The sequence below is a fragment of the Lentzea sp. NPDC036949 genome (assembly GCF_055608075.1).
Map to the genome: position 1 here is coordinate 230,835 of NZ_JBVJRA010000003.1, position 22,896 is coordinate 253,730.

Consider the following 22,896-nt stretch of genomic DNA (forward strand, 5'->3'; position numbering starts at 1 on the left):
TTCGCGCTGCTCATAGCGTTGCCGGCATGGACATCACCATTCACGCCACGTTCCTGCCGCACACCGACCCGGACGCCTCGCTCGCGTTCTACCGCGACCTGCTCGGCTGGGAGGTCCGCCTGGACGTCGGTCAGGGCGCGCACCGCTGGATCACCGTCGCACCCGCCGGTTCCGCGTCGTCGGTCGTGCTCGAACCGCCCGCCATGGCCGACGGCCTCACCGACGCCCACCGCACCGCGATCGCGGAGATGATGGCGGCGGGGAGCTACGCGTACATCACGCTCGCGACCCCGGACCTGGACGGCGTGTTCGACAAGCTCCAGGCGGGCGGCGCGGACGTGGTGCAGGAACCGACCTCGCAGCCCTGGGGCGCCCGTGACTGCGTGTTCCGCGACCCGGCCGGCAACACCGTGCGCGTCCAACAGTCCTAACCCCTTGCTCCGCTGGCATCTGCAAGTACTGGTACTTGCAGATGCCGTTAGCAGCAGGGGAGTCGGCGTGGCGCGGCGCCGTTGGAAGGGCCTGCCTCAGTCCAGAGGCAGGTTGAGGAGTGCGTTTTCCACGAGCTCCGGCATCGCCGGGTGGATCCAGTACTGCCCGCGCGCCATGGTCTTCGCGTCCAGGCCGAAGCTCATCGCCTGGATGAGCGGCTGGATCACCGTCGAGGCCTGCGGCCCGATGATGTGCGCGCCGAGCAACTGCCCGGTGGCCGGGTCGGCGAGCAGCTTCGCGAAGCCCGTCCGGTCCTCCATCGCCCACCCGTACGCGATGCTCGCGTAGGCCTGGCTCGCGGTGACGTACCGGATGCCCCGGGCCTTGGCCTGCTCCTCGGTGAGCCCGACGCTCGCGATCTGCGGGCTGGAGAACACCGCGGCCGGCACGAACCGGTGGTCGCTCGCGATCGGCTCGTCCGGGTGCAGCAGGTTGTGCTGCACGACCTTCGCCTCGTGGTTGGCGACGTGCTTGAGCTGGTAGTCCGAGCTGATGTCGCCCAGCGCCAAGATGTGCGGCTGGCTGGTGCGCTGGAACTCGTCGACCTTGACCCGGCCGTCCTCGTGCAGCTCGACCGCCTTGCCCGCGTCGAGCAGGTCGGTGTTGGGCTGCCGGCCGACCGCGACGAGGAGCTGCTGCGCCTCCACGGTCTCCTCGCCGTCGGGTCCTTCGAGGTGCAGCCGCACCCCGGTGGCGGTCTTCTCGGCGCGCGTGGTCTTGCGCTGCAACCGCACGTCCCACTTGGTCTTCGCGACCTCGGTGAACCGCTCGGCGACCTCCAGGTCCTCGTGCCGCAGCAGCAGGTTGCTCCGCGCGATCACCGTGACCCGCACGCCGAAGCTGCTGAAGACGTGCGCGAACTCGGAGGCGATGAACCCGCTGCCCACGATGATGAGGCTCTCGGGCAGCTCGTCCAGCCGCATGACGGTGTCGCTGGTGTGGAACCCGGTCGTGTCGAGGTCCGCGATGTCGGGGGTGGTGGGCCGCGACCCCGCCGCGATGACGATCCGGTCGGCGGTGATGGTCTCGCCGGTGCCGGTGTCGATCGTGTGCGCGTCGATGAACCGCGCCGTGCCCTCGTAGACGGTGACGTTGGCGTTCTCGTTGGCCCGCCAGTTCCGGCCGCCCTGCGAGATCGGGTCGATCCGGCCGAAGATCCGGTCGCGGATCTCCGGCCAGTGCACGGCGTCCAGGTGCGCGTCCACGCCGAGCTTCTTCGCGTTGGCAGGCGCCGCGGCCTGGTCGGCGGTGTGGACGAACATCTTCGTCGGGATGCAGCCGACGTTCAGGCAGGTGCCGCCGAACGTGCCCTTTTCGAGGATGGCGATCCGCCAGTCCGCCATGGCGTCGTTCGGGATCGAGTTGCCGGAGCCGGTGCCGATGATGACCAGGTCGAAGTGCCTCACGTGACGATCCAACCATTGTTCGGGGACCGGTGTTCCCGAGACGGGGCCCGCCGCACGACGGTGCCCGGCCCGCCCGCGGGCGCACCGGGCACGGCCGGACCAGGTCAGTGCCGGTAGGTGGGCGTGATGATCGCGCGCGCCAGCGTGTGGAACGCGAGGTTGAAGCTCACCACCGCGGGGGAGGCGTCGGAGTCCACGTCGAGGGCGTCGACGTCGACCGCGTGCACCACGAAGAAGTAGCGGTGCGGGTGGTCGCCCTTGGGCGGGGCGGCACCGCCGAACGCGCGGGTGCCGTAGTCGGAGCGGACGTGGAACGCGTCACCGGGCAGCGTGGCGTCGGACTCGCCGGCGCCGGTGTCCAGCGAGGTGGTCGAGGCCGGGAGGTTGACGGCCACCCAGTGCCAGAAACCCGACGGGGTCGGGGCGTCCGGGTCGAAGCAGGTGACGACGAAGCTGCGGGTCTCGGCCGGGAAACCGGACCAGGAGAGCTGCGGCGAGGTGTTGCCGCCCTCGAACACCTGGGCGTCGGGGAGCTGTTCGCCGTCGCGGACGTCCGCGGACGTGACGGAGAACGTGCCGACCGCGGGGAGCAGGGCGTAGGGGTCGGGAGCGACTGGACGCTCAAGGCTCATCGGAACTCCTCCTCTTTGTGATCATTTCGACCTTATCCCCGTGCAACCATGAGTGCCTGCGCGGCGTCTTCCGCGTGGAGGGGGAAATGATGTCCAAGTTGCGGCTTTGTGCTGCCTTTGTGCTGGTCGTGGTGTTGGTCGCATGTGCGCGGCAACCCGACGCGCAGCCGGGTGGGCCGGTGCTCACGACGGCGCCGCAGACGACCACCGCCACGACCGAGCAGCCGAAGCGGATGTTCGAGCCGCCGTACACGTACGGCACGGTGCAGGCGCACGCGCCGGCGGTCCACGACGGCATGGTGCCCGTCGTCACGCGCATCGAAACCGCCAAGCCGTACGTGTTCATCACGATCGACGACGGCGCGGTGCAGCACCCGAAGGCGCGCGAGCTGATGGAGAACGCGGGCGTGTGGCCGTCGCTGTTCCTCAACACCAAGTACGCCGAGGGGCACAAGGACTACTTCAAGCACATGCCCGTCACGGTCCACAGCCACACCACGAACCACCCGAACCTGCAGGGCAAGGGCTACGAGTTCCAGCGGCAGGAGATCTGCGGCAACGCCGACTTCCTCGCGGCCGAGTACGGCAAGCGGCCCACGTTGTTCCGCCCGCCGTTCGGCAACTACGACGCGAACACCCGCAGGGCGGCTGCCGGCTGCGGGTTCAAGGCGCTGGTCAACTGGACCGCCGCGGTCAACGACGGCCGGGTGCAGTTCCAGGTGGGCGACCGGCTGCGGCCGGGGGACATCGTGCTCATGCACTTCCGCACCACGTTCGTGGAGGACTTCACCGCGTTCCTGGAGCGGGCGAAGCACGACGGGCTGACGCCGGTGCCGTTGGAGGACTTCCTCGCCTGACCGCGCACCCGCGGTCGTCGTCGACATCTACCCGCAGCGCGACGCAACTGTGGCCCGGGTCACACGTCCTCAGGTCATCGAACGAACCTTGAGAGGGGCCGAAGATGAACACACGTCTCACCGCGGTGCTGGTGGCGGTGCTCGCGGTCGGCACAGTCGTCCCGACGGCGTCGGCGCAGAGCACACCGACGCTGTCCGACATCAGGACCGGCCGCAACACCGGGTTCGACCGGGTGGTGCTGGACCTGTCCGGCCTGCCGGCCGAGCACCGGGTCCGCGAGGTCACCGCTGTTTCGAACTGCGGGTCGGGGCTGCCGGTCGCCGTTCCCGGGAACGAGGTCCTGGAGGTCACGCTGATCGGTGCGGCCGCGCACGACGACGCCGGGAACCCGACCTACACCGGGTCGCGCAACTTCCCGACGCCCGGTCTGGAGAACGTCCGCGGGGTCGCGCTCACCTGCGACTTCGAGGCCACGCTGGGCATCGCCGTCGGGTACGGCGACGCCGCGTCGTGGCACCGGGTGTTCACGCTGACGGGTCCGAACCGGCTCGTCATCGACATCGGTCACTGAAAAGCCCCGTGGGGGCAGCAGTCGCCGCTGCTGCCCCCACGGGGGGTCTACCGGAGACCGTTACGCCGCAACGGTCTCCTGGGCCGTCTCCGCCGACAGCGCGTGCCGCAGCACCTCGGACACGTCCGAGACGAAGTGCACGGTCAGCTGCTCGCGCACCGACTCCGGCACGTCGTCCAGGTCCGGCTCGTTGCGCTGGGGCAGCAGCACGGTCGTGATGCCGGCGCGGTGGGCGGCGAGCAGCTTCTGCTTCACGCCGCCGATCGGCAGCACCCGGCCGGTCAGCGAGATCTCACCGGTCATCGCCACGTCCGAGCGCACCGGGCGGCCGGACAGCAGCGAGGCCAGCGCCGTCGTCATCGTCACGCCCGCGGACGGCCCGTCCTTCGGCACCGCACCCGCCGGGACGTGGATGTGCACACCCCGGTCGGCCAGCGCCGCGGCCTTGTCGTCGTGCGAACGCAGGTAGGACAACGCGATCTGCGCCGACTCCTTCATCACGTCGCCGAGCTGGCCGGTGAGCGTGACGCCGGTCGACCCGGTGTCCTTCGGGGCCAGCGAGGCCTCGATGAACAGCACGTCACCGCCGACGCCCGTGACGGCCAGACCCGTTGCCACACCGGGCACCGAGGTCCGCTCCGCCGACTCGGGCGTGTTCTTCGGGCTGCCCAGGTACGACTTGAGCGACGGCCGGTCGACCTCGATCGGCAGCTCCCGCTCACCCAGCGCGACCTTCGCGGTCACCTTGCGCAGAATCCGCGCGAGGGACCGTTCCAGCTGCCGCACACCGGCTTCCCGCGTGTACTCGCTCGCGAGCTGGTGCAGGGCGGCTTCGTCGATCGCGACGTCCTGCGCCGTGAGACCGGCCCGGTCGAGCTGGCGCGGCAGCAGGTGGTCGCGGGCGATCGTGACCTTCTCGTCCTCGGTGTAGCCGTCGAGCTGCACGAGCTCCATGCGGTCGAGCAGCGGCGCCGGGATCGACTCCAGCACGTTCGCGGTCGCGAGGAACACCACGTCCGAGAGGTCGAGCTCGACCTCCAGGTAGTGGTCGCGGAACGTGTGGTTCTGCGCCGGGTCCAGCACCTCCAGCAACGCCGCCGTCGGGTCGCCGCGGTAGTCGGAGCCGACCTTGTCGATCTCGTCGAGCAGCACGACCGGGTTCATCGAACCGGCCTCGCTGATCGCGCGGACGATCCGGCCCGGCAACGCGCCGACGTATGTGCGGCGGTGACCGCGGATCTCGGCCTCGTCGCGCACGCCGCCCAGTGCGACCCGCACGAACTTCCGCCCCATGGCGCGCGCCACGGACTCGCCCAGCGACGTCTTGCCGACACCGGGGGGACCGACGAGCGCGAGCACCGCACCGGAACGACGACCGCCCACGACACCAAGACCGCGGTCGGCCCGGCGCTTGCGCACGGCCAGGTACTCGGTGATGCGCTGCTTCACGTCGTCCAGACCCGCGTGATCGGCGTCGAGCACCTCACGCGCGGCCTTGATGTCGTACGAGTCCTCGGTTCGCTCGTTCCACGGCAGTTCGAGGACGGTGTCGAGCCACGTCCGGATCCAGCCCACCTCCGGCGACTGCTCCGAGGTGCGCTCCATCTTCTCGACCTCGGCGAGCGCCGCCTTCTCGACCTTCTCCGGCAGGCTCGCGGCCTCGACGCGGGCCCGGTAGTCGGCCTCCTCGGACGCCGGCTTGCCGTCGAGCTCGGCCAGCTCCTTGCGGATCGCGGCCATCTGCTGGCGCAGCAGGAACTCCCGCTGCTGCTTCTCGACGCCTTCCTTGACGTCCTTCGCGATCGTTTCGTTGACGTCGAGCTCGGTCAGGTGCGCCTGTCCCCACTCGACCAGCTTCTCCAGCCGCGCGGTGACGTCGCTCGTCTCCAGCAGCCAGATCTTCTGCTTCTCGTCGAGGTAGGGCGCGTAGCCGGCGAGGTCGGCGAGCGCGGACGGGTCGGTGATCTGCTGCACCGAGTCGACCATCTGCCACGCACCCCGCGTCTGCAGGACGTTCGTGACGATGGCCCGGTACTCGCGGGCCAGCTCCCGCGTCCGGTCGGTGACCGGCGACTCGTCGGTGACGGTCGCGTTCACCCACAGCGCCGCACCCGGCCCCGTGGTCCCCGTCCCGATCCGCACGCGCTTGGTACCGCGCACGACCGCCGCGCGCTCACCGCCCGGCAGGCGTCCCACCTGCTCGATCTCGGCCAGTGTGCCGACCGCCGCGTACTTCCCGTCCAGCCGTGGTACCAGCAGAACCTGGTGGTTCGCCGCCGTCGTGGCGGCGTCCACGGCGGCACGGGCCTCCGCGCTGGCGTCCGCACCGGAGATGCGGATCGGCACCACCATGCCGGGCAGCACCACAACGTCGTCCAGCGGCAGCACCGGCAGGGCCAACGTCTCGCCCATCTCCATCACCCTCCAAAGTTGAGTCTGTACCGCTCAACCAACTTCAGCGGGGTGGTGTTCCCCCGGTCCGTTCGCTGTGAGCGAGCGGGGAAGCGGGTGACACGGCGGGCGACCGGGCGTGTGGCGGTGGACACCCGTGCGGCGATTAGCGAGGATCTTCGCGTGAAGGAAGAGCTGAAGTGGGTCCCGTCCACGGTCGACGTCACGCGTCCGAGCGTCGCGCGGATGTACGACTACTACCTGGGCGGCTCGCACAACTTCGAAGCCGACCGCGCCGCCGCCAAGCAGGTGGAGAAGATCTTCCCCGGCATCGCCCACAGCGCGGGGGCCAACCGCTCGTTCCTGCGCAGGGCCGTGCGCCACCTGGTCGCGGAGGGCGTCGACCAGTTCCTCGACCTGGGCTCCGGCATCCCGACCGTGGGCAACGTCCACGAGATCGCCCAGCAGGACAACCCGTCGGCACGCGTGGTCTACGTGGACTTCGAGCCCGTCGCCGTGGCCCACAGCACCGCGCTGCTCGCCGACAACCCGCACGCCACGGCGTTGCAGGCCGACCTGCGCGCGCCCGCGAAGGTGCTGCACGCCGCCCGCGACGTCCTCGACTTCGACCGGCCGGTCGCGGTGCTGATCATCGCGGCCCTGCACTTCGTGCCCGACTCCGACGACCCGTACGGCGCCGCCGCCGAGTACATGGCCGCGTTCCCCTCCGGCTCGTACCTGGCGATCACGCACGCCACCCACGACGGCCTCTCGCCGCAGGAACAGGAGGAGGCCGCGCAGGTCATGGCGGTGTACCGCAGCACCGACAACGCGATCAGCGTCCGCTCGCACGCCGAGGTCGTCCGCTTCTTCGACGGCATGGACGTGCTGGAGCCGGGCGTCGTCCCGGTGAACGAGTGGCGCCCGGACTCCTACGAGGACCGCATCAGCATCTACGGCGCGGTCGCCCGCAAGCGCTGAAGCAGCCGGTCCCTCAGCTCGTTCGTCTCGCGGTCGGTGAGGGTGCGCTCCGGCGCCCTCATCGTCACGCGGATGAGCACGTTCTTCTGCCCCAGCTGGGCACCGAGGCGCTCCCGGACGTGCGCGGGCAGCTCCTCGGCCGGTGTCTCGCTGAGAACCGCGATCTCCTCGACCAGGTCCTGCGGGTCCAGCGCGCGAATCCGGTCACCGAGCGTCTCGGCGTCCTCGTGCCCGTCGGCCACGATCGAGATGTCCCTGGTCGCGGCCGGGTGCCGGGAGATCGGGCGGTACTCGGCCAGGTCCCGCATCTGCTCCGCGATGCGCGCGTCCCCGTTGCGCAGCAGGCGGATGTCGGGAACGCCCTTGCGCAGCATCACCAACCGGTCGAGGCCCAGCCCCATCGCAAGCCCGTGCGGGTGGTCCTTGAGGACGTGCCGCGCCGCGTACCCGCACTCGCCGATCTCCACCCACTGGCCGTCGTGCCACACGTCGATCTGCTTGCCGTGCGTGGTGTACGGGTGTTCGGCGTCGATCGTGCGGTAGCGCTTGCCGGGGAGAACTGTGCTCACGACCACGTGGATCAGTTCTTCGAGCGGTTCGGCTCCGTGCGTTATGCGCCAGAGGTCGAGCTGGTGCGGTGTGCCCGTGTGCAGCCTGTCGACCGTGTCACGGCGGTAGACCAGACCGGGGCACAGGAGCGTGACGTCGGGCCGCGCGTCCTTGAGAGCGGGCGGGATCATCGCCGTCGTGTGGCTGCGCAACATGCACGTCTCGCTGACGTACCTCGTGTAGCGGGCATCGCGCGTGATGGCGTCGGCGGGATAGCCGAGGTGCTCGTAGTTGTGCTCCACCGGTACGAGCGGATGGTGGCGCACTTCTCTCGTGTCCGGCAACGCTGCCTTGAGGTCGGCGATCAGCAGTTGCATCGCGTGCGGGCCCTGGGCGGGATCGGTGAGGTCGCGGACCTTCAGGGCGCGCACGAGTTCATCGGTGCGGTACATGGGTTCTTCCCGTTCTCGGCGTGGGGTGCTGGTGCGAGGTCCCCCGACCGACGGGAAGGTGGTTCAGGCGCGCGCCACCGCCGCGGGTCGGGGGTGGCTGAATCGGCGCGTCATGTCCACGAGGGTAGCGCGCTCACTCGGGCGGTGTCAGCCGCAGATCCGGGTCCACCGGCGGTACCCCGTCGAACGGACCGCCCTCCGCGAGCCGGCCCACGTCGTCCAGCGCGACCTCGATCGCGTCGCGGTACGGGTCGCCGTCCGCCGGTGGGGTGCGGAACCACTCGTGCAGCGCCTCGGGGATCTCGAACCGGGCGAGCACGGCGTCGTAGAGCGCCTCGCGGTCCTCGGCCTGCACGCCGAGCTCCTGGTACTCGCGCAACGCCATGCGCAGCCGGATCCAGCGGTAGCGGTCGGTGTTCTGCTGCTGCGTGAACCGCTCGCGCAGCAGATCGCCGGCCTTCTGCCCGCGCAACGCCAGCGTGCGGATGGTCTCGGGCGTCATGAACAGGTTCGTGCCGCCCTCGTCCTCCGCCTGGCGCACGTGCGCGATGCGGCCGCGGTAGCCGGGCAGCGCCGACTGCATCGTGTCCCGCCAGTCGAGGAACGTGTCCAGGATGGACATCAGGAATCCCGGCATCGACGTGAGCTGCCGGTAGGGCGTCCCGCTGTCCGACGCGTCCTGCTCGGGCAGCCACACCTCAGCCGTGTCGCCGTCGGGGTAGGACTGCAGGCTCAGCCCGAACGTGGGCCACCGCGGCAGCAGCGCGTCGAAGAAGTGGATCGGGAAGTTGCTGGTGATCCCGCCGTCGGAGAACCAGTGCACCTTCCCGCCGCGGCACAGCGGCACCGCCGCGATCAGGCCGGGGAACGACAGGCTCATCCGCACCGCCACCACCACCGGCAACCGCTCCCGGCCCGGCAGCTGCCGCAACGGCATGTGCTCGTGCAGCGGGCACCGGCCGTCCGCCGGTACGCCGTCCAGCTGCTCCACGACCCGTCGCGGCAGCACGTACCCCAGGCACTCCTCGCAGTACTGCCACTCCTCGCTGAGCGGCAACCGGTACGGCCGCCCCTCGGACAGGTCGGTGGTCATCAGCACGAGGTTGACCTCGCCCAGATCCCCGAACGTCAACGCGCGTTCGGTGCCCGCGAGCTCGTCGAGCCGGTCCGCCAGCCAGTCCGCGAGCGGCGGCACCCCGGTCGACTTCGGCACCCCCGCCAACCGGTCGAGCCACGACGGCCGGAAGTCACCCGTGCCCGGCACGAGTCCGAAGTGGACGGCGCGCGCGTTGTTCTTCATGTACCGCTGCATCGCATACGCGTACGTGGCGATCAACGCGCTGACCATCGCCAGCGTCAACACCAGCCACACCAGCAACACGACCGCCGCCGTGCCGTAGTGCCGGGCGAACACCATGCCGAGCACCAGCGGCACCGCCATGAACACCCATGCCTGCCAAGGCAAGCTGTTCCGCAACGGCCACAACACCAACGGCACACATGCCACCGCCACGACCGTGAGCGCTATCGCGAGCCACGGCAGGTACTCCCGCGGCGCCAGCCACGCCGACCACAGCACCGGCCCGGTCAGCCACAGCAGCGCCATCAGCCCGAGCACGGCCTTCGCCCGCAACCCGACCGCGCCGAGCAACGCGAAGAACAGGCACGACACCGCACTGCGCCCGGTCGTCGCCCGCTGCTGCATGGTGGCGACGACGATCCGGTACAGCGCGCGCGTCTTGGCGTTCGGCTGGAACAGCTGCGCCAGCCGCCACCGGTCCGCCCCGGTGCCGCCGGCGAACCAGTCGACCAGCCCCGCGAGCTTCTCGAACCCGCCGCTGCCGCGCCCCTTCTCGGCGGCGGCGGCGAACGCCGCGGCGATCGCCCCCGCCGACGCGCCGCCGATCTGCCGGAACTCGTAGTGGCGTGCCAGCGACGCGACAGCCAGCGGGTACACGACTCCGCTGGTCGTGCCGCCGCGCATCGTCAGGTCGCAGTAGCGGTCGTACTCCATGTGCCCATGGTCGCGCGATCACCACGGTCCGTCAGCGATGTTCACTCAGACGCCACCGAACCGGTCCCGTCCCGTGCTGCCGGCGGGTCCTGCAAGCCTTCCGCCGCCGCGACCGCGGCCAGCTCGGCCGGTGTCCCCGCCATGATCACCCGCACGTGCTCCGTCACCTTCTCCACGGGCCACTCCCACCACGCGACCCGTTGCAGCACGGCGACCTCCTCGTCGCTGTACCGCGTCCGCAGCAGCCGGGCCGGGTTGCCGCCGACGATCCCGTACGCGGGCACGTCCCCGACCACCACCGACCCGGCGGCCACGATCGCCCCGTCACCGATCCGCACGCCGGGCATGACCACCGACCGGTACCCGAGCCACACGTCGTTGCCCACCACCGTGTCCCCGCGCGACGGCGCCCCCAGCGCGATGTCCAGCGTCTTCTCCGCCCAGGCCCCGCCGAAGATCGTGAACGGGAACGCCGACACGCCGGACATGCCGTGGTTGGCGCCGGACATGATGAACCGCACCCCTTCTGCCAGCGCGCAGTAGCGGCCGATGACCAGCTTCTCGGGGCCGAAGTTGTAGAGCACGTTGCGGTGCTCGAACTCCATGGCGTGGTGCGGGTCGTCGTAGTAGGTGTACTCGCCGATCTCGATCTGCGGGTTCTTGACCAACGGCTTGAGGAGCACGGTGCGGGGCATGTCCGGCAACGGGTAGAGGTTGTCGGGCGAGGGGATGGTCACGGCGCTCCGATCGGCTCTTCGCTGAACTGGGTGCGGTACAGCTTGGCGTAGTGGCCGCCGAGGCCCAGCAGGGACTCGTGGGTGCCGCGTTCGACGACCTGGCCGGCGTCGACGACGAGGATCTGGTCGGCGGCGCGGACGGTGGACAGGCGGTGGGCGATCACCAGCGAGGTGCGGCCGGCGAGGGCTTCCACCAGTGCCTCCTGCACGGCCGCCTCGGAGCGGGAGTCCAGGTGCGCGGTGGCCTCGTCCAGGATCACGACGCGGGGCTTGGCGAGCAGCAGGCGGGCGATGGTGAGGCGCTGGCGCTCGCCGCCGGACAGGCGGTAGCCGCGTTCGCCGACGACCGTGTCGAGCTGGTCGGGCAACGACGACACCAGGTCGGCGAGGCGGGCGCGGCGCAGGGCGTCCCACAGCTCCTCGTCGGTGGCGGCCGGTGCGGCGAGGCGCAGGTTGGCGCCGATCGACTCGTGGAACAGGTGGCCGTCCTGCGTCACCATGCCGACGGTCTCGCGCAACGAGTCGAACGACAGCGTGCGGACGTCCACACCGGACAGCCGGACGGCGCCGGAGTCGGCGTCGTACAGGCGGGGGAGCAGGGAGGCGATCGTCGACTTGCCCGCACCCGAGGCGCCGACCAGTGCGATCAGCGAGCCCGGCGCGGCCGTGAAGGAGATGCCGCGCAGGACCGCGTCACCGCCGCGGGTGTCGAGGGTGGCGACCTCCTCCAGCGAGGCCAGGGAGACCTTGTCCGCGGCCGGGTAGGCGAAGTGGACGTCGTCGAACTCCACCGAGACCGGGCCGTCGGGCACGGAGACCGCGTCGGGCTCCTCCTTGATCAGCGGCGGCAGGTCGAGCACCTCGAAGACGCGCTCGAACGACACCAGCGCCGTCATCACGTCCACACGTGCACCGGCCAAGGCGGTCAACGGGGCGTAGAGGCGCGTCAGCAGCAGCGCCAGCGTCACGATCGTGCCGGGTGCCATCTGACCCATGAACGCGAAGTAGCCGCCGAGGCCGTAGACCAACGCAAGGGCCAGCGACGACACCAACGTCAACGCCACCAGGAACAGCCACTGCGCAACGGCCGTGCGCACACCGATGTCACGCACACGACGAGCGCGCGCACCGAACTCCGCGCTTTCCAGGGCGGGACGGCCGAAGAGCTTGATCAGGGTCGCGCCGGGAGCGGAGAACCGCTCGGTCATCTGGGTCGTCATGGCCGAGTCGAGGTTCGCGGCCTCGCGGTGCATGGACGCCAGGCGCCTGCCCATGCGCCGCGCCGGGATCAGGAACACCGGCAGCAGCGCCATCGCGAGAACGGTGACCTGCCACGACAGCGTCAGCATCACGACCAGCGTGAGCACCAGCGCGATCAGGTTCGTGACGACACCGGAGATCGTCTCGGAGAACGCCCGCTGCGCGGCGATCACGTCGTTGTTGAGCCGGGAGACCAGGGCGCCGGTGCGGGTGCGGGTGAAGAACGCGATCGGCATGCGCTGCACGTGGTCGAAGACGGACTGCCGCAGCCGCAGGATCAGGTCCTCGCCGACGCGGGCGGACTGCCAGCGCTCGGCCAGCGAGAAACCGGCCTCCAGCACGGCGACGCCGGCGATCGCGAGTGCCAGCCACACCACCAGGTCCAGGTCGCGGCCGCCGATGATCGTGTCGACCACGCGGCCGGCCAGGACCGGGCTCGCCACCGCCAGCACCGCGGCCACCGCGCTGGTGGCGAGCAGGGCCAGCACCGCACGCCGCTGCGGACGGGCGAACCGGGCGACGCGCTTCAACGTCGCCCGGCTGACGCGGCGGTTCTCCTTGTCCTGCATCGCGCTTTCGAGCGCGTACCAGGCGTTGAAGTCGATGTTCACGACGCCCAGTCTGCGACCTCCAGCTGAGTCGAGGTCAAGCCGTTTTCAAGAACGCGTCGACCTCCGCCAGCGCCGCCGCGCGCACCGGTTCCGGCGACAGGAACAGGTCGTGCAGGCCGGCCTTGATCTCCACGACCTTCACGGACGTGCCGAGCTTCGGTCCCCACCTGCGCATGCCCTCGACGTCGAGCACCGCGTCGGCCTTCGCCACGTCCTCGTTCCACTCGCGGGCGCCGAGCGTGCTGCGGTCGGAGTGCAGCACCAGCACGGGCACGCGCACGTCGAGCCCGGCGTGCACCTTCTCCTGCGCCACGAGCACCGCGCGGATCCACCCGGCCAGCACCGGGAACCCGTCGAGCGGCTTCCACCTCAGGTCGAAGTCCCACTCGCCGTTGCGCGAGGAGTGGATCGAGGCGCCGTACGCGTCGCCCAGCCCGCCGCGGACCTTCACCGAGGGCGCGACCTTCCCGAGCAGCTTCACCACCCGCCGCAGGAGCGGCGGTTCGACGACGTCCAGCCACGGGCTGTTGAGCACGAGGGCGTCGATCAGGTCCTCCGAGCGCCGTTCGTGCGCCCACAGCGACGTCGTGAGCCCCCCGGTCGAGTGGCCCATCAGCACGACCCGCGAGTGCTCGGCGCGGACGACGGCGACGGCCGCGTCGATCTCCTCGAAGTACACGGCCATGTCGGTCGTGTAGTTCGGCACCTCGCCGTCGCGCAACGACCGCCCGTAGCCGCGCAGGTCCACGGCGTAGAAGTCGTAGCCCTGAGCGTTGTAGTGCTCGGCGACGTGCTCCTGGAAGAAGTAGTCGGCGAACCCGTGCACGTAGAGGATCGCGCCGCGGTCGGCCTGCGCGGCCCGCCTGCGGACCAGGGTCGCGGTGGCCCCGCCGCGCAACGGCAGGACCGTGGTGTCTTCGTCGCTCACGGCGCCAGTCTGCTCCCGAAAACCGGCGATTCCGCGCACCCTTGTCCGGATCGTGTCTAACCTGGACCGATGACGGGGGACATCGAACAGTCGTCGAGGGTGCGCTTCCCGGGGATCAGCTCGCGCGCCTACGAACACCCAGCCGACCGGGGCGCGCTCGCCGTGCTCCGCGCCGTGCCGGCCGTGGCACCGATCGTCAAGGCGGTCGCGGCGGCGTTCTCCGAACGCGGGGAACGCCTGGTCCAGGTCGCCTCCTCGGTGCGGGTGGGCCCGAAGCAGTACCCGGACCTGCACCGCATCCAGAACGAGGTCGCCGCCGCGTTCGACCTGGAGGAGGCGCCGGAGGTCTTCGTCCGGCACTCTCCGGAGGTCAACGCGTTCACGCGGGGCATCGACAAGCCGTTCATCGTGCTGAACTCCGCGCTGGTCGAGCGGTTCGACCGCGAGGAGCTGCGGTTCGTCCTCGGGCACGAGACCGGCCACGCGATGTCCGGCCACGGGCTCTACAACACCATCCTGGAACGCCTGCTCAACCTGCAGTACGCGTTCGGCTGGATGCCGGCGGGCGCGTTCGCCCTGCGCGCGGTCATCGCCGCCCTCTACGAGTGGCAGCGCAAGACCGAGCTGTCCTGCGACCGGGCCGGGCTGCTCGCTTGCCAGGACCCGCAGGCGGCGCTGCGCGTGCACCTCGCGTTCGCGGGCGACATCGGCGGCCAGGTCGACATCGCGGCGTTCCTCGAACAGGCGAAGGAGTACGAGGGCGAGGACATCCGCGACAGCATCCTGAAGCTGATGGACAACGAGCGCCGCTCGCACCCGCTGGCCGTGGTCAGGGCCGCGCAGCTGCAGCGCTGGGCCGCGGGCGAGGAGTACCGGGAGATCCTCACCGGCGTCTACCCGCGCCGCGAGGACGACCACCCGACGAGCAACCTCACCGACGACGTCAAGAGCGCGGCGCGGTCCTACCGGGAGTCGGCGAGCAGCTCAGCGGACCCGCTGATCAAGACGATCAACGACATCGGCGAGACCGTGATGGGTGCCGCGGGAAAGATGTGGAGCAAAGTTGCTCCAAATGGACCAGCGGAGTAGCTACCATCTGGAGTCATGAGACGACTCGCTGTTGTGGTCCTGGCTCTGCTCCTGACGGCGGGCACCGCTGCCGCCGACGAACAGGTCGTCGGCGGTGAACGGGTCCCCATCGCCACGACCCCGTGGGTCGTCTACCTGACCGACCCGAACGGCTACCAGTTCTGCGGCGGCACGATCGTCGCCCCGACGAAGGTCCTGACGGCGGCGCACTGCGCGGTCGGCCGGCCAGCCTCCCAGTTCCGCGTCGTCGCGGGCCGCGAGGACAAGAAGAGCTCGGAGGGCGTGGTCGCCACGCCGGTCGAGGTCTGGGTCCACCGGCAGTACGTGGCCGCCGACCGGGGCGAGGACCTCGCCGTGCTGACCATGGCCACGCCGCTGCCGTTCACCCCGCTGCCGATCGCCGGGCAGGCCGACACCGACCTCTACCGGCCCGGCACCCCGCTGCGGGCGCTCGGCTGGGGCCGCACCAGCGAGAACGGCAGGACCTCCCGCTACCTGATGGGGGCGACGGTGCCGGTGCTGCCCGACGCCGACTGCGCGGGCTCCTACCCGCAGTTCGTGCGGGCGGACATGTTCTGCGCCGGCTACCCCGAGGGCAAGGTCGACACCTGCCAGGGCGACTCCGGCGGCCCGGTCGTGGCGGCGGGCAGGCTCGTCGGCGTCACGTCGTGGGGCGAGGGCTGCGCGCGCAGGGGCAAGCCCGGCGTGTACGTCCGGGTCGCCCGGTACGCGAAGGACCTCCAGCCGGTCGTGGGCGTCGTGGAACCCCCGGCGGAGGAGCCTCCCGCGGAGGAGCCCCCGGCGTGAGGACCCGCCCGGTCCGGCCGTGAAACCCGATCGCCGCGGGCCCGGCGCTGTGCCAGCCTGGGCCCGTGGTGGTGCTGCGACGGGCCCGGCCGGACGAGGCGGGCGTGCTGACCGAGCTGGCGCTGGCGGCCAAGGCGCACTGGCCCTACGACGCGGCGTTCCTGGAGGCCGTGCGCGCCGAGCTCACCGTCCGGCCGGAGGACGTGGAGCGGCGGCTGCACGTGGTCGCCGAACGGGACGGCGTCGTGCTGGGCTGGTACGGCATCGGCGGGACGCCGCCGGCGGGTGAGCTCACCGACCTGTGGGTGGAGCCGGCCGCGATCGGCACCGGGCTCGGTCGTGCGCTGTGGGACCACGCCGTGGCGTCCGCCGCCGGCTACGACCACCTCGACATCGATGCCGACCCGTACGCCGAGGGGTTCTACCTGCGGATGGGCGCCGAACGCATCGGTGAGTCGCCGTCGGGCTCCATCCCCGGCCGGGTGCTGCCCCGGCTGCGCGTGCGGACGTCCTGACGGCCCGTCCCCGGACCGGCCGCCGCGGTGAGCCGTCTCAGACCACGAGGCCGACGGACATCGTGAAGAACACGGTCGCGCACACCACGTCCAGCGCCTTCGTGACCCCGGGCCGGCGCAGCCGTCCTGCGACGCTGCTCGCCGCCAGCACGATCATCAGCTCCCACACCGCGGCCAGGCCGAGGAACACCGCCGCGAGCATCGTGAGCTGCGCTGCCGGTTCACCCGATCCGATGAACTGCGGCAGGAACGCCAGCGCGAACAGGATCATCTTCGGGTTCGTGATGTTGGTCAGGAAGCCCTGCCGGAACGGCCGGTCGCCGACGACCTCCTCCGGCTCCCGCACACCGCGCTTCAGCAGCCCGCGCGCGATGGAAACCGCGAGGTAGAGCAGGTACCCGGCACCGATCCAGCGCAACGCGACGAGCACCGCCGGGTACCGGGCGAGCACCACTCCCAGGCCCGAGATCACCAGCGCCACCTGGACCGCGGCGGCCGTGTGGATGCCGGCCAGCGCGAGCAGCCCCGACCGCACTCCCGACCGCAGCGACGTGCGCAGCAGCAGGAACGCGTCGACACCGGGGGTCACGATGACGACCGCACACGCGATGAGGAAGGCCGGAACCTGGCCGAAGTCGAACAACACCGCACATACCCCCGTGATCTACGACACTGACCGTAAAATCTCCGGCCAGATGGAACACTAACACCAAATTCTCCGGTTTTGACGCCGTCCTAACGTGCTCGCTACCGTTGGTGACCAATCGTCCACCTGGCGCAACGAGGAGTGACCCGTGAGGGGTAAGCGGTTTGCCGTGCTCGCCGCCGTTGTCCCGCTGGTCAGCGGGGCAGCGACGGCGAACGCGATCGTCGGGGGGACACCCGCGCGGGCGGCCGACACGCCCTGGGTTGTGGCGATCACCACCCCGGACGGGCAGCTGATCTGCGGTGGCGCGCTCGTCGCCCCGGACAAGGTCGTGACGGCGGCCCACTGCGCCACGGTGAAGGGCCTCGCGGGCCGCACCCAGCGCCCGGTCGAGCACATGCGGGTGATCGCGGGCCGCACGGACCTGCGCACGACCGAGGGTGCCGAGGCGGCGGTGACGAACGTGTGGCGCCACCCCGACTTCAAGGACGTCACGCAGGGCGACGACGTGGCGGTGCTGACGCTGGACCGGGAGCTGCCGTACCGGACGATCGCGCTGGGCGACGCGGGCGAGAGCGGTGTCGTGCTCGGCTGGGGCCGCACCGCGGAGCTCGACAAACCCGCGATGTCGCTGCGCAAGGTGACGGTGCCGATCCTGCCGGACGGCGAGTGCGCGGCGAAGGAGCCGGACTACCGGCCGGGGGCGATGCTGTGCGCCGGGCGCGGCGGCAAGGACGCGTGCACCGGCGACTCGGGCGGGCCGCTGGTCGTCAAGGGCAGGCTCGCCGGTGTCGTGTCGTACGGGCGCGGGTGTGCGCGGCCGGACGAGCCGGGCGTCTACACGCGGCTGGCTCACTACCGGTCCACGGTCGGCTTCTGATATCCAAGGTCCGGTGCGAACCACACCGTTCCCGGCCACCCTGCGCCGGCAGTGGGGGCTCGACCTGAGCCCCGCCCAGCTCTACGCGATCCTGCGGCTGCGCCAGGACGTGTTCGTCGTCGAGCAGAACTGCGTCTACGCCGACGTGGACGGCCGCGACCTGGAGCAGGGCACCCGGCACTTCTGGCTGGAGGCGGACGCGACGCACGAGCCGCTGGCGTACCTGCGGCTCACCGAGGAACCCGGCGGCACGTTCCGCATCGGCCGCGTCGTGACCGGCCGGATGGCCCGCGGCCGCGGGTTCAGCCGCCGGCTCGTGCAGGCGGCGCTGGTCGACGTCGGTACCGCGCCGTGCGTGCTGGACGCGCAGACCTACGTCACCGACTTCTACGCCTCGTTCGGCTTCGTGCCCGAGGGCGCCGAGTTCATCGAGGACGGGATTCCACACCTGCGGATGCGGCGCACTCCGTGATCACGCGCACCGCGCGCTCGATGTCGGCCTCGGTCAGGTCGGCGCGCGCGGTGAGCCGCAGGCGCGAGATCTGGTCCGGCACCGACGGCGGGCGGAAGCAGCCGACGACCACGCCGTTGGTGCGGCACGCCTCGGCCCACCGGAACGCCTGATCCGGCGAAGGGGCCCGCACGCTCACCACCGCCGCGGTCGGCGTGCTGACCTGGAACCCGGCCTCCTTCAGGCGGAAGCTCAGGTCGTGCGCCACGGTCAGCGCGCGCTCGGGGCGGTCCGGCTCCTCGCGCAGGATCTTGATGGCGGCCAGTGCGGCGGCGGCGCTGGCCGGGGCGAGACCGGTGTCGAAGATGAACGTGCGCGCGGTGTCGACGAGGTGCTTGATCACCCGGCTCGGTCCGAGCACCGCACCGCCCTGGGCGCCCAGCGACTTGCTGAGCGTCAGCGTCGTGACCACGTCCGGTGCCCGCACGAGCCCGGCCTCCGCGACCGCGCCGCGCCCGCCGGGGCCCACGACGCCGAGGCCGTGCGCGTCGTCGACCACGAGCCCGGCACCGTTCGCGCGGCAGGCCTCGTGCAGCTCGGCGAGCGGGGCGATGTCGCCGTCCACGGAGAACACCGAGTCGGTCACCACGATCGCGCGCCGCTTGCCGCGGGTCTCCAGCGCGTGCCGGACCTTGCCCACGTTGCAGTGCTCCGCGACCACGACGTCGGCCTTGGACAGCCGCGTGCCGTCGATCAGCGAGGCGTGGATGTGCTGGTCGGCGACGATCGCCGTGCCGGGGCCGGTGAGCGCGGTGACCGCGCCGAGGTTCGCCGCGTAGCCGGAGGAGAACACCAGCGCCGACTGGCTGCCGCAGAAGTTCGCGAGCTCGTACTCCAGCTCGGCGTGCAGCTCCGTCGACCCCGAGACCAGGCGCGATCCCGTCGACCCCGCACCCCACTTGAGCGTCGCCGCGGCGGCCGCCCCTGCGACCCGCTTGTCCCGCGCGAGCCCCAGGTAGTCGTTGCTCGCGAGGTCGAGGTCCGCCGAGTCGGCCTGGCGCGGCCGCAGGCGCCGGGACAGACCCGCCTTGGCGCGCGCCTGGGCCCTGACGTCGATCCAGTCGAACGTCGCCTCACCACCGCTGGACGACGCCTCAGTTGTGCTCACGCTCACCGACTGAGTCTCCCATCCGCCGACTAGCGTGCCGCTCGTGGACCTGTTCACCTTCACGCGCGCCGAGCTGACCTCGCCGGTCCAGTTCTGCGACGGCCGCTGGGTGGTGTCGTCCTGCGCCGACGTGCGCGCGGTGCTCGCCGACCCGGTGACCTACCTGCCGGACAACGCGCTGACCGCGGTCACGCCGGTGACACCAGCAGCGCTCCGGTCCCTGGTCAGGGCCCGGTTCTCGTTGCCGCCGACGCTCGCGAACAACGGGTCTGACTCGCACGCCGGGTTGCGGCGGCTGGTCGCGTCGTTCTTCACCCCGGCACGGGTCGCCGCCGCGGAGCCCCGCATCCGCGCACTCGCCGTGGAACGGCTTGGTGGCTCAGATCTCGTGCGGTCGCTGGCGTGGGACCTGCCGGCGATCGTGCTGATGGACCTCCTCGGGCTCGACGACGTGGACATCCCGACGCTCAAGCGGTGGAGCACGGCGTCGCTGGAGTTCTTCTGGGGCGACATCACGCGTGACCGGCAGCTGGAGCTGGTCGACGACGTCGGCGCGTTCCACCAGTGGCTGGTCAAGCGGTACGAGGCCCGTGACGGGGCGTTGTTCTGCGCGCTGGCCGACGCCGGTGTGTCCGCGGAGGACTCCGCCGGGCTCTGCTACTTCCTGCTGATCGCCGGTCAGGAGACGACGACGCAGCTGCTGTCCACGGCGTTGCGGCGGGCGTTGCGGGACCGCTCGGTGTGGGAACGGCTGCCGCTGCCCGGTGTCGCGGAGGCGTTCGTGGAGGACGTGCTGCGCACCGAGACGCCCGTGGTGACGTGGCGGCGGCTCACCGCACGGGAGGTCGTGCTGTCCGGTGTGCGCGTCCCGGCCGGTGCGGAGCTCGTGCTGGTGCTGAGCGGCGAGGAGGACGACCCCAGGCACCTGGCGTTCGGGTACGGGCGGCACTTCTGCCTGGGCGCGGGGCTGGCCCGGCTGGAGGCCGCGGTGGTGCTGCGGACCGTGGCCGAGCACGAGCCCTCGCTCCGGCTCGCCGGTGACGAGCCGGAGTGGCTGAACCTCCTGTCGTTCCGCGCGCCTCGGTCCGTCACGGTCGCGCGATGAGCCCGGCGATCTCGCCGCTGGTGCTCGGTGAACAGCTGCGGGACGGGGACATCCCGCTCGCGGAGTCGCTCGCGGCCGGTGTTTGATGCCGGGGTGATGAACCGCCAGCTCTCGGGAGTCCGCAAGAAGACGCTGCTGGAGTCGCTCGGCCCGGTGCCGGACGCCGCCCCGGACCGCTACGGCGACGGCGGCCCGGTCGAGGAGCTGGAGACGCGGGTCGCCCGGCTGCTGGGCACCGAGGCGGCGCTGTTCGTGCCGACCGGCACGATGGCGCAGCAGATCGCGTTGCGCTGCTGGGCCGACCGCACGCACAACCCGATCGTCGCGATGCACCCGCAGGCCCACCCGCTGCACCACGAGGACGACGCGCTGACCGCGCTGTCCGGCCTGCGCCCGGTCCGCGTGGCGAACGACGAGGTGGCGGCGTGCCCGGAACCGTTCGGCACGCTGCTGGTCGAGGTGCCCGACCGCGAAGCCGGGTTCGTGCTGCCCACCTGGGACGAGCTCGTGGCGACCGTGGACGCCGCCCGCGAGCGGGACGCGGTGGTGCACCTCGACGGCGCGCGGCTGTGGGAGGCCGTGCACGGGCTGGGCAAGCCGCTGGACGAGGTCGCCGGCCTCTTCGACTCGGTCTACGTGTCGTTCTACAAGTCGCTGGAGGGCATCTCCGGCGCGGCGCTCGCCGGGTCCGCCGACTTCGTGGAGCAGGCGCGGGTGTGGCGGCACCGGTACGGCGGGATGCTGTTCCAGCAGTGGCCGGCGGCGCTGTCGGCGTTGCACGGCCTCGACACCGCGCTGCCGCGGCTGGGCCGCTACGTCGAGCACGCGAAGGTCGTGGCGGCGGCGATGGACCTGCCGGAACCGGACACGCACCAGTTCGCGCTGCACCTGCCGGGTGATCCGGCGCGGCTGACCGAGCTGAGCGGGAAGTTCCTCGGCCGGTTCTGGCGGTCGGGGCAGCTGGCGAAGACCGAGGTCACCGTCGCCGAGCCGGCGCTGGAGTGGACGGCGGACGAGGTCAGGGAGGCGTGGCGGCAGTTCCGCGGGTCGCTGTGAGCCGTCCGCTCCTGCTGTGGGGGCTCGTCGCGGCCGGCAGCCGGTTGCCGGTGGCGATGGCGCCGCTCGCGCTGGTGTTCCTGGGGCGGTCGGCCTCCGGCGGTTACGCGCTCGGCGCAGGGGCGGCGGCGCTGTACGTGGTCGGCGAGATCGCCGGGTCGGCGGTGCTCGGCGCGCGGCTCGGCCGGTCGCGCGGGCAGCTGCCGGCGGGGATGGTCGTCGGTGCGCTGGCGTTCGCGGTGCTGCCGTTCGTCGACGGGCCGGTGCTGCTCGCGGTCGTGTTCGTGGCAGGCGCGGCACCCGCCGCGGCTCCGGGTGGCACCCGCGCGATCCTCACCTCGCTGGTGCCCGAGTCGCGGGCGGCGCGGGCGCTGAGCGGCGAGGCCGTGTTGTCGCAGGTCGTCTGGGCGGCGGCACCCGCGCTGGTGGTGTTCCTCGCGCTGCAGGTCCACCCCGGTGTGCCGCTGGTGCTCGCGGCGGCGTTCTTCCTGGTCGGCGCGCTGGGGCTGCGCTGGCTGCCCGCCCCGGAACCGGTCACCGCGCCGATCAGCCGGTCGCTGTGGCGGGCCTGGCCGATCTACCTCACCGGCACCGCCTCGAACGCGGTGTTCGCGGCCACCGAGCTGATGCTGCCGGCGTTGCTGGAGCAGCGCGGGATCGCGGTGGGCTGGGCCGGGCCGTTGCTCGCCTGGTTCGCGCTGGCCTGCGCCGGGGGCGCGGTGCTGTACGGGCTGCGCACGTGGCCGGGCTCGCTGCGGGTGCAGTGCCTGGTGCTGCTGGTGGCCATGTCCGGGTCGATCGCGCTGGTGGCCGTGTTGCCGGGGGTGGCGGGCATCGCCGCCGGGTTGCTGGTGGCCGGCCTGTTCCAGTCCGGTGCGATGGTGTCGCGCAGCCTGGCCCTGCGCGAACGCCTGCCGTCCTACGCGCACGCACCCGCCTACTCGGTGATGTACGCCGCGGCCGGGGTGGGGTACAGCGCGTCGGCGGGCATCTCGGCGGTGGCGGTGGAGGCGTTCAGCGCTTCCGCGGCGGTCCTCGTCGGCGTCGGTATCACGCTGGTGGTCGTCGTGGTGAGCGCGGCAGGGGAGCGCCCTGTCGTGAAGGCCACCTGACCGCGGGGTTGGTCCTGCCGGTGCGAGGTGCGACGATCTCGGGGCTGTGAGGGGAGCGCGAGGAAGCCGGTGCGAATCCGGCGCCGTCCCGCGACTGTGACCGACGCGCGTCGGGAGTCAGGAACTCGTCCCCCTCTTACCCGACCGGACCCGGGCGTGGACACCCGAGGAAGGACTCGCTGGAG

General features: G+C 71.5%; 22 protein-coding genes and 1 riboswitch. Of the genes, 12 read left to right on the forward strand and 10 right to left on the reverse strand.

The features are described from left to right. The first annotated feature begins 26 nt into the window (after positions 1-26). Entirely contained in the window at positions 27-431 is a 405-nt protein-coding gene (locus ACZ7CD_RS10595) for a VOC family protein (protein ID WP_360390862.1), read from the forward strand. Positions 432-527: 96 nt separating this feature from the next. On the opposite strand, the gene ACZ7CD_RS10600 is transcribed toward ACZ7CD_RS10595, so the two are convergent. Together ACZ7CD_RS10600 and ACZ7CD_RS10605 are read right to left on the reverse strand one after the other, a co-directional pair. After that, complete coding sequence (locus ACZ7CD_RS10600) at positions 528-1,898, reverse strand: mycothione reductase (RefSeq protein WP_470378789.1); 1,371 nt, start codon at positions 1,896-1,898, stop codon at positions 528-530. Positions 1,899-2,002: 104 nt separating this feature from the next. After that, positions 2,003-2,530, reverse strand: a complete 528-nt coding sequence (locus ACZ7CD_RS10605; protein WP_470378790.1) for a YbhB/YbcL family Raf kinase inhibitor-like protein — start codon at positions 2,528-2,530, stop codon at positions 2,003-2,005. Between the two features lie 119 nt (positions 2,531-2,649). On the opposite strand from ACZ7CD_RS10605, the gene ACZ7CD_RS10610 reads away from it, so the two are divergent. Further along, on the forward strand, positions 2,650-3,387 hold the full coding sequence (locus ACZ7CD_RS10610) for a polysaccharide deacetylase family protein (RefSeq protein WP_470378791.1): 738 nt from the start codon (positions 2,650-2,652) through the stop codon (positions 3,385-3,387). Positions 3,388-3,491: 104 nt separating this feature from the next. Further along, a complete protein-coding gene (locus ACZ7CD_RS10615) occupies positions 3,492-3,959 on the forward strand; it encodes an AMIN-like domain-containing (lipo)protein (protein WP_360390854.1) in 468 nt (155 codons plus the stop codon). A 60-nt stretch (positions 3,960-4,019) separates the two neighbouring features. Here ACZ7CD_RS10615 and lon read toward each other — a convergent pair whose 3' ends face one another. Further along, positions 4,020-6,371 (reverse strand): endopeptidase La, encoded by a 2,352-nt coding sequence (lon, locus tag ACZ7CD_RS10620; protein ID WP_470378792.1) that lies wholly within the window; start codon positions 6,369-6,371, stop codon positions 4,020-4,022. 162 nt (positions 6,372-6,533) lie between these two features. Between lon and ACZ7CD_RS10625 the strand changes: the two genes are divergently transcribed. Next, positions 6,534-7,331, forward strand: coding sequence for an SAM-dependent methyltransferase (locus tag ACZ7CD_RS10625; RefSeq protein ID WP_458430640.1), 798 nt, complete (start codon positions 6,534-6,536; stop codon positions 7,329-7,331). On the opposite strand, the gene srmL is transcribed toward ACZ7CD_RS10625, so the two are convergent. The 5 genes from srmL to ACZ7CD_RS10650 form a co-directional block, all read right to left on the reverse strand. After that, on the reverse strand, positions 7,304-8,332 hold the full coding sequence (srmL, locus tag ACZ7CD_RS10630) for a PheS-related mystery ligase SrmL (RefSeq protein WP_470378793.1): 1,029 nt from the start codon (positions 8,330-8,332) through the stop codon (positions 7,304-7,306). The two genes, ACZ7CD_RS10625 and srmL, sit on opposite strands and share 28 nt — an antisense overlap. Positions 8,333-8,465: 133 nt before the next feature. Beyond that, complete coding sequence (locus ACZ7CD_RS10635; protein WP_470370751.1) at positions 8,466-10,346, reverse strand: patatin; 1,881 nt, start codon at positions 10,344-10,346, stop codon at positions 8,466-8,468. A gap of 41 nt (positions 10,347-10,387) precedes the next feature. Beyond that, positions 10,388-11,041 (reverse strand): CatB-related O-acetyltransferase, encoded by a 654-nt coding sequence (locus ACZ7CD_RS10640; protein ID WP_360391490.1) that lies wholly within the window; start codon positions 11,039-11,041, stop codon positions 10,388-10,390. A gap of 38 nt (positions 11,042-11,079) precedes the next feature. After that, positions 11,080-12,912, reverse strand: a complete 1,833-nt coding sequence (locus tag ACZ7CD_RS10645; RefSeq protein WP_470378902.1) for an ABC transporter ATP-binding protein — start codon at positions 12,910-12,912, stop codon at positions 11,080-11,082. Between the two features lie 76 nt (positions 12,913-12,988). Beyond that, positions 12,989-13,882, reverse strand: coding sequence for an alpha/beta hydrolase (locus tag ACZ7CD_RS10650; RefSeq protein WP_360390839.1), 894 nt, complete (start codon positions 13,880-13,882; stop codon positions 12,989-12,991). Positions 13,883-13,951: 69 nt separating this feature from the next. Here ACZ7CD_RS10650 and ACZ7CD_RS10655 point away from each other — a divergent pair, with 69 nt between their 5' ends. From ACZ7CD_RS10655 to ACZ7CD_RS10665, 3 genes are all read left to right on the forward strand, one after another. Beyond that, positions 13,952-14,971 (forward strand): M48 family metallopeptidase, encoded by a 1,020-nt coding sequence (locus ACZ7CD_RS10655; protein WP_458430643.1) that lies wholly within the window; start codon positions 13,952-13,954, stop codon positions 14,969-14,971. A 15-nt stretch (positions 14,972-14,986) separates the two neighbouring features. Continuing rightward, positions 14,987-15,778, forward strand: a complete 792-nt coding sequence (locus ACZ7CD_RS10660) for a S1 family peptidase (protein ID WP_360390832.1) — start codon at positions 14,987-14,989, stop codon at positions 15,776-15,778. Positions 15,779-15,843: 65 nt separating this feature from the next. Next, positions 15,844-16,293: a GNAT family N-acetyltransferase gene (locus ACZ7CD_RS10665; RefSeq protein ID WP_458430645.1), complete on the forward strand. Its 450-nt coding sequence runs from the start codon at positions 15,844-15,846 to the stop codon at positions 16,291-16,293. A 37-nt stretch (positions 16,294-16,330) separates the two neighbouring features. On the opposite strand, the gene ACZ7CD_RS10670 is transcribed toward ACZ7CD_RS10665, so the two are convergent. Further along, a complete protein-coding gene (locus ACZ7CD_RS10670; protein WP_470378794.1) occupies positions 16,331-16,939 on the reverse strand; it encodes a LysE family translocator in 609 nt (202 codons plus the stop codon). A gap of 148 nt (positions 16,940-17,087) precedes the next feature. On the opposite strand from ACZ7CD_RS10670, the gene ACZ7CD_RS10675 reads away from it, so the two are divergent. Further along, on the forward strand, positions 17,088-17,819 hold the full coding sequence (locus ACZ7CD_RS10675) for a S1 family peptidase (RefSeq protein ID WP_458430647.1): 732 nt from the start codon (positions 17,088-17,090) through the stop codon (positions 17,817-17,819). Positions 17,820-17,832: 13 nt separating this feature from the next. Further along, positions 17,833-18,291 carry a GNAT family N-acetyltransferase gene (locus tag ACZ7CD_RS10680; RefSeq protein ID WP_360390821.1) on the forward strand — a complete coding sequence of 153 codons (459 nt, stop codon included), beginning with the start codon at positions 17,833-17,835 and terminating at the stop codon, positions 18,289-18,291. Here the strand turns inward: ACZ7CD_RS10680 and ACZ7CD_RS10685 are convergent. Continuing rightward, entirely contained in the window at positions 18,245-19,438 is a 1,194-nt protein-coding gene (locus ACZ7CD_RS10685; protein ID WP_360390818.1) for an 8-amino-7-oxononanoate synthase, read from the reverse strand. The two genes, ACZ7CD_RS10680 and ACZ7CD_RS10685, sit on opposite strands and share 47 nt — an antisense overlap. 43 nt (positions 19,439-19,481) lie before the next feature. On the opposite strand from ACZ7CD_RS10685, the gene ACZ7CD_RS10690 reads away from it, so the two are divergent. From ACZ7CD_RS10690 to ACZ7CD_RS10700, 3 genes are all read left to right on the forward strand, one after another. After that, entirely contained in the window at positions 19,482-20,543 is a 1,062-nt protein-coding gene (locus ACZ7CD_RS10690) for a cytochrome P450 family protein (protein WP_470378795.1), read from the forward strand. Between the two features lie 96 nt (positions 20,544-20,639). Next, entirely contained in the window at positions 20,640-21,599 is a 960-nt protein-coding gene (locus tag ACZ7CD_RS10695) for a threonine aldolase family protein (protein ID WP_470378796.1), read from the forward strand. Continuing rightward, positions 21,596-22,711, forward strand: a complete 1,116-nt coding sequence (locus ACZ7CD_RS10700) for a hypothetical protein (protein WP_470378797.1) — start codon at positions 21,596-21,598, stop codon at positions 22,709-22,711. Before ACZ7CD_RS10695 ends, ACZ7CD_RS10700 begins: the two co-directional genes overlap by 4 nt. Before the next feature lie 59 nt (positions 22,712-22,770). Beyond that, positions 22,771-22,838, forward strand: a riboswitch (cobalamin riboswitch). Positions 22,839-22,896 lie beyond the last annotated feature (58 nt).

Excerpts from the sequence above, each read along its gene's own strand:
- ACZ7CD_RS10655 (WP_458430643.1), top strand. The coding sequence starts at position 13,952 with ATGACGGGGGACATCGAACAGTCGTCGAGGGTGCGCTTCCCGGGGATC.
- ACZ7CD_RS10660 (WP_360390832.1), top strand. The coding sequence starts at position 14,987 with ATGAGACGACTCGCTGTTGTGGTCCTGGCTCTGCTCCTGACGGCGGGC.
- ACZ7CD_RS10615 (WP_360390854.1), top strand. The coding sequence starts at position 3,492 with ATGAACACACGTCTCACCGCGGTGCTGGTGGCGGTGCTCGCGGTCGGC.
- ACZ7CD_RS10635 (WP_470370751.1), bottom strand. The coding sequence starts at position 10,346 with ATGGAGTACGACCGCTACTGCGACCTGACGATGCGCGGCGGCACGACC.
- ACZ7CD_RS10640 (WP_360391490.1), bottom strand. The coding sequence starts at position 11,041 with ATGCCCCGCACCGTGCTCCTCAAGCCGTTGGTCAAGAACCCGCAGATC.
- ACZ7CD_RS10595 (WP_360390862.1), top strand. The coding sequence starts at position 27 with ATGGACATCACCATTCACGCCACGTTCCTGCCGCACACCGACCCGGAC.
- ACZ7CD_RS10605 (WP_470378790.1), bottom strand. The coding sequence starts at position 2,530 with ATGAGCCTTGAGCGTCCAGTCGCTCCCGACCCCTACGCCCTGCTCCCC.
- ACZ7CD_RS10645 (WP_470378902.1), bottom strand. The coding sequence starts at position 12,912 with ATGCAGGACAAGGAGAACCGCCGCGTCAGCCGGGCGACGTTGAAGCGC.
- ACZ7CD_RS10695 (WP_470378796.1), top strand. The coding sequence starts at position 20,640 with ATGAACCGCCAGCTCTCGGGAGTCCGCAAGAAGACGCTGCTGGAGTCG.
- srmL (WP_470378793.1), bottom strand. The coding sequence starts at position 8,332 with ATGTACCGCACCGATGAACTCGTGCGCGCCCTGAAGGTCCGCGACCTC.
- lon (WP_470378792.1), bottom strand. The coding sequence starts at position 6,371 with ATGGGCGAGACGTTGGCCCTGCCGGTGCTGCCGCTGGACGACGTTGTG.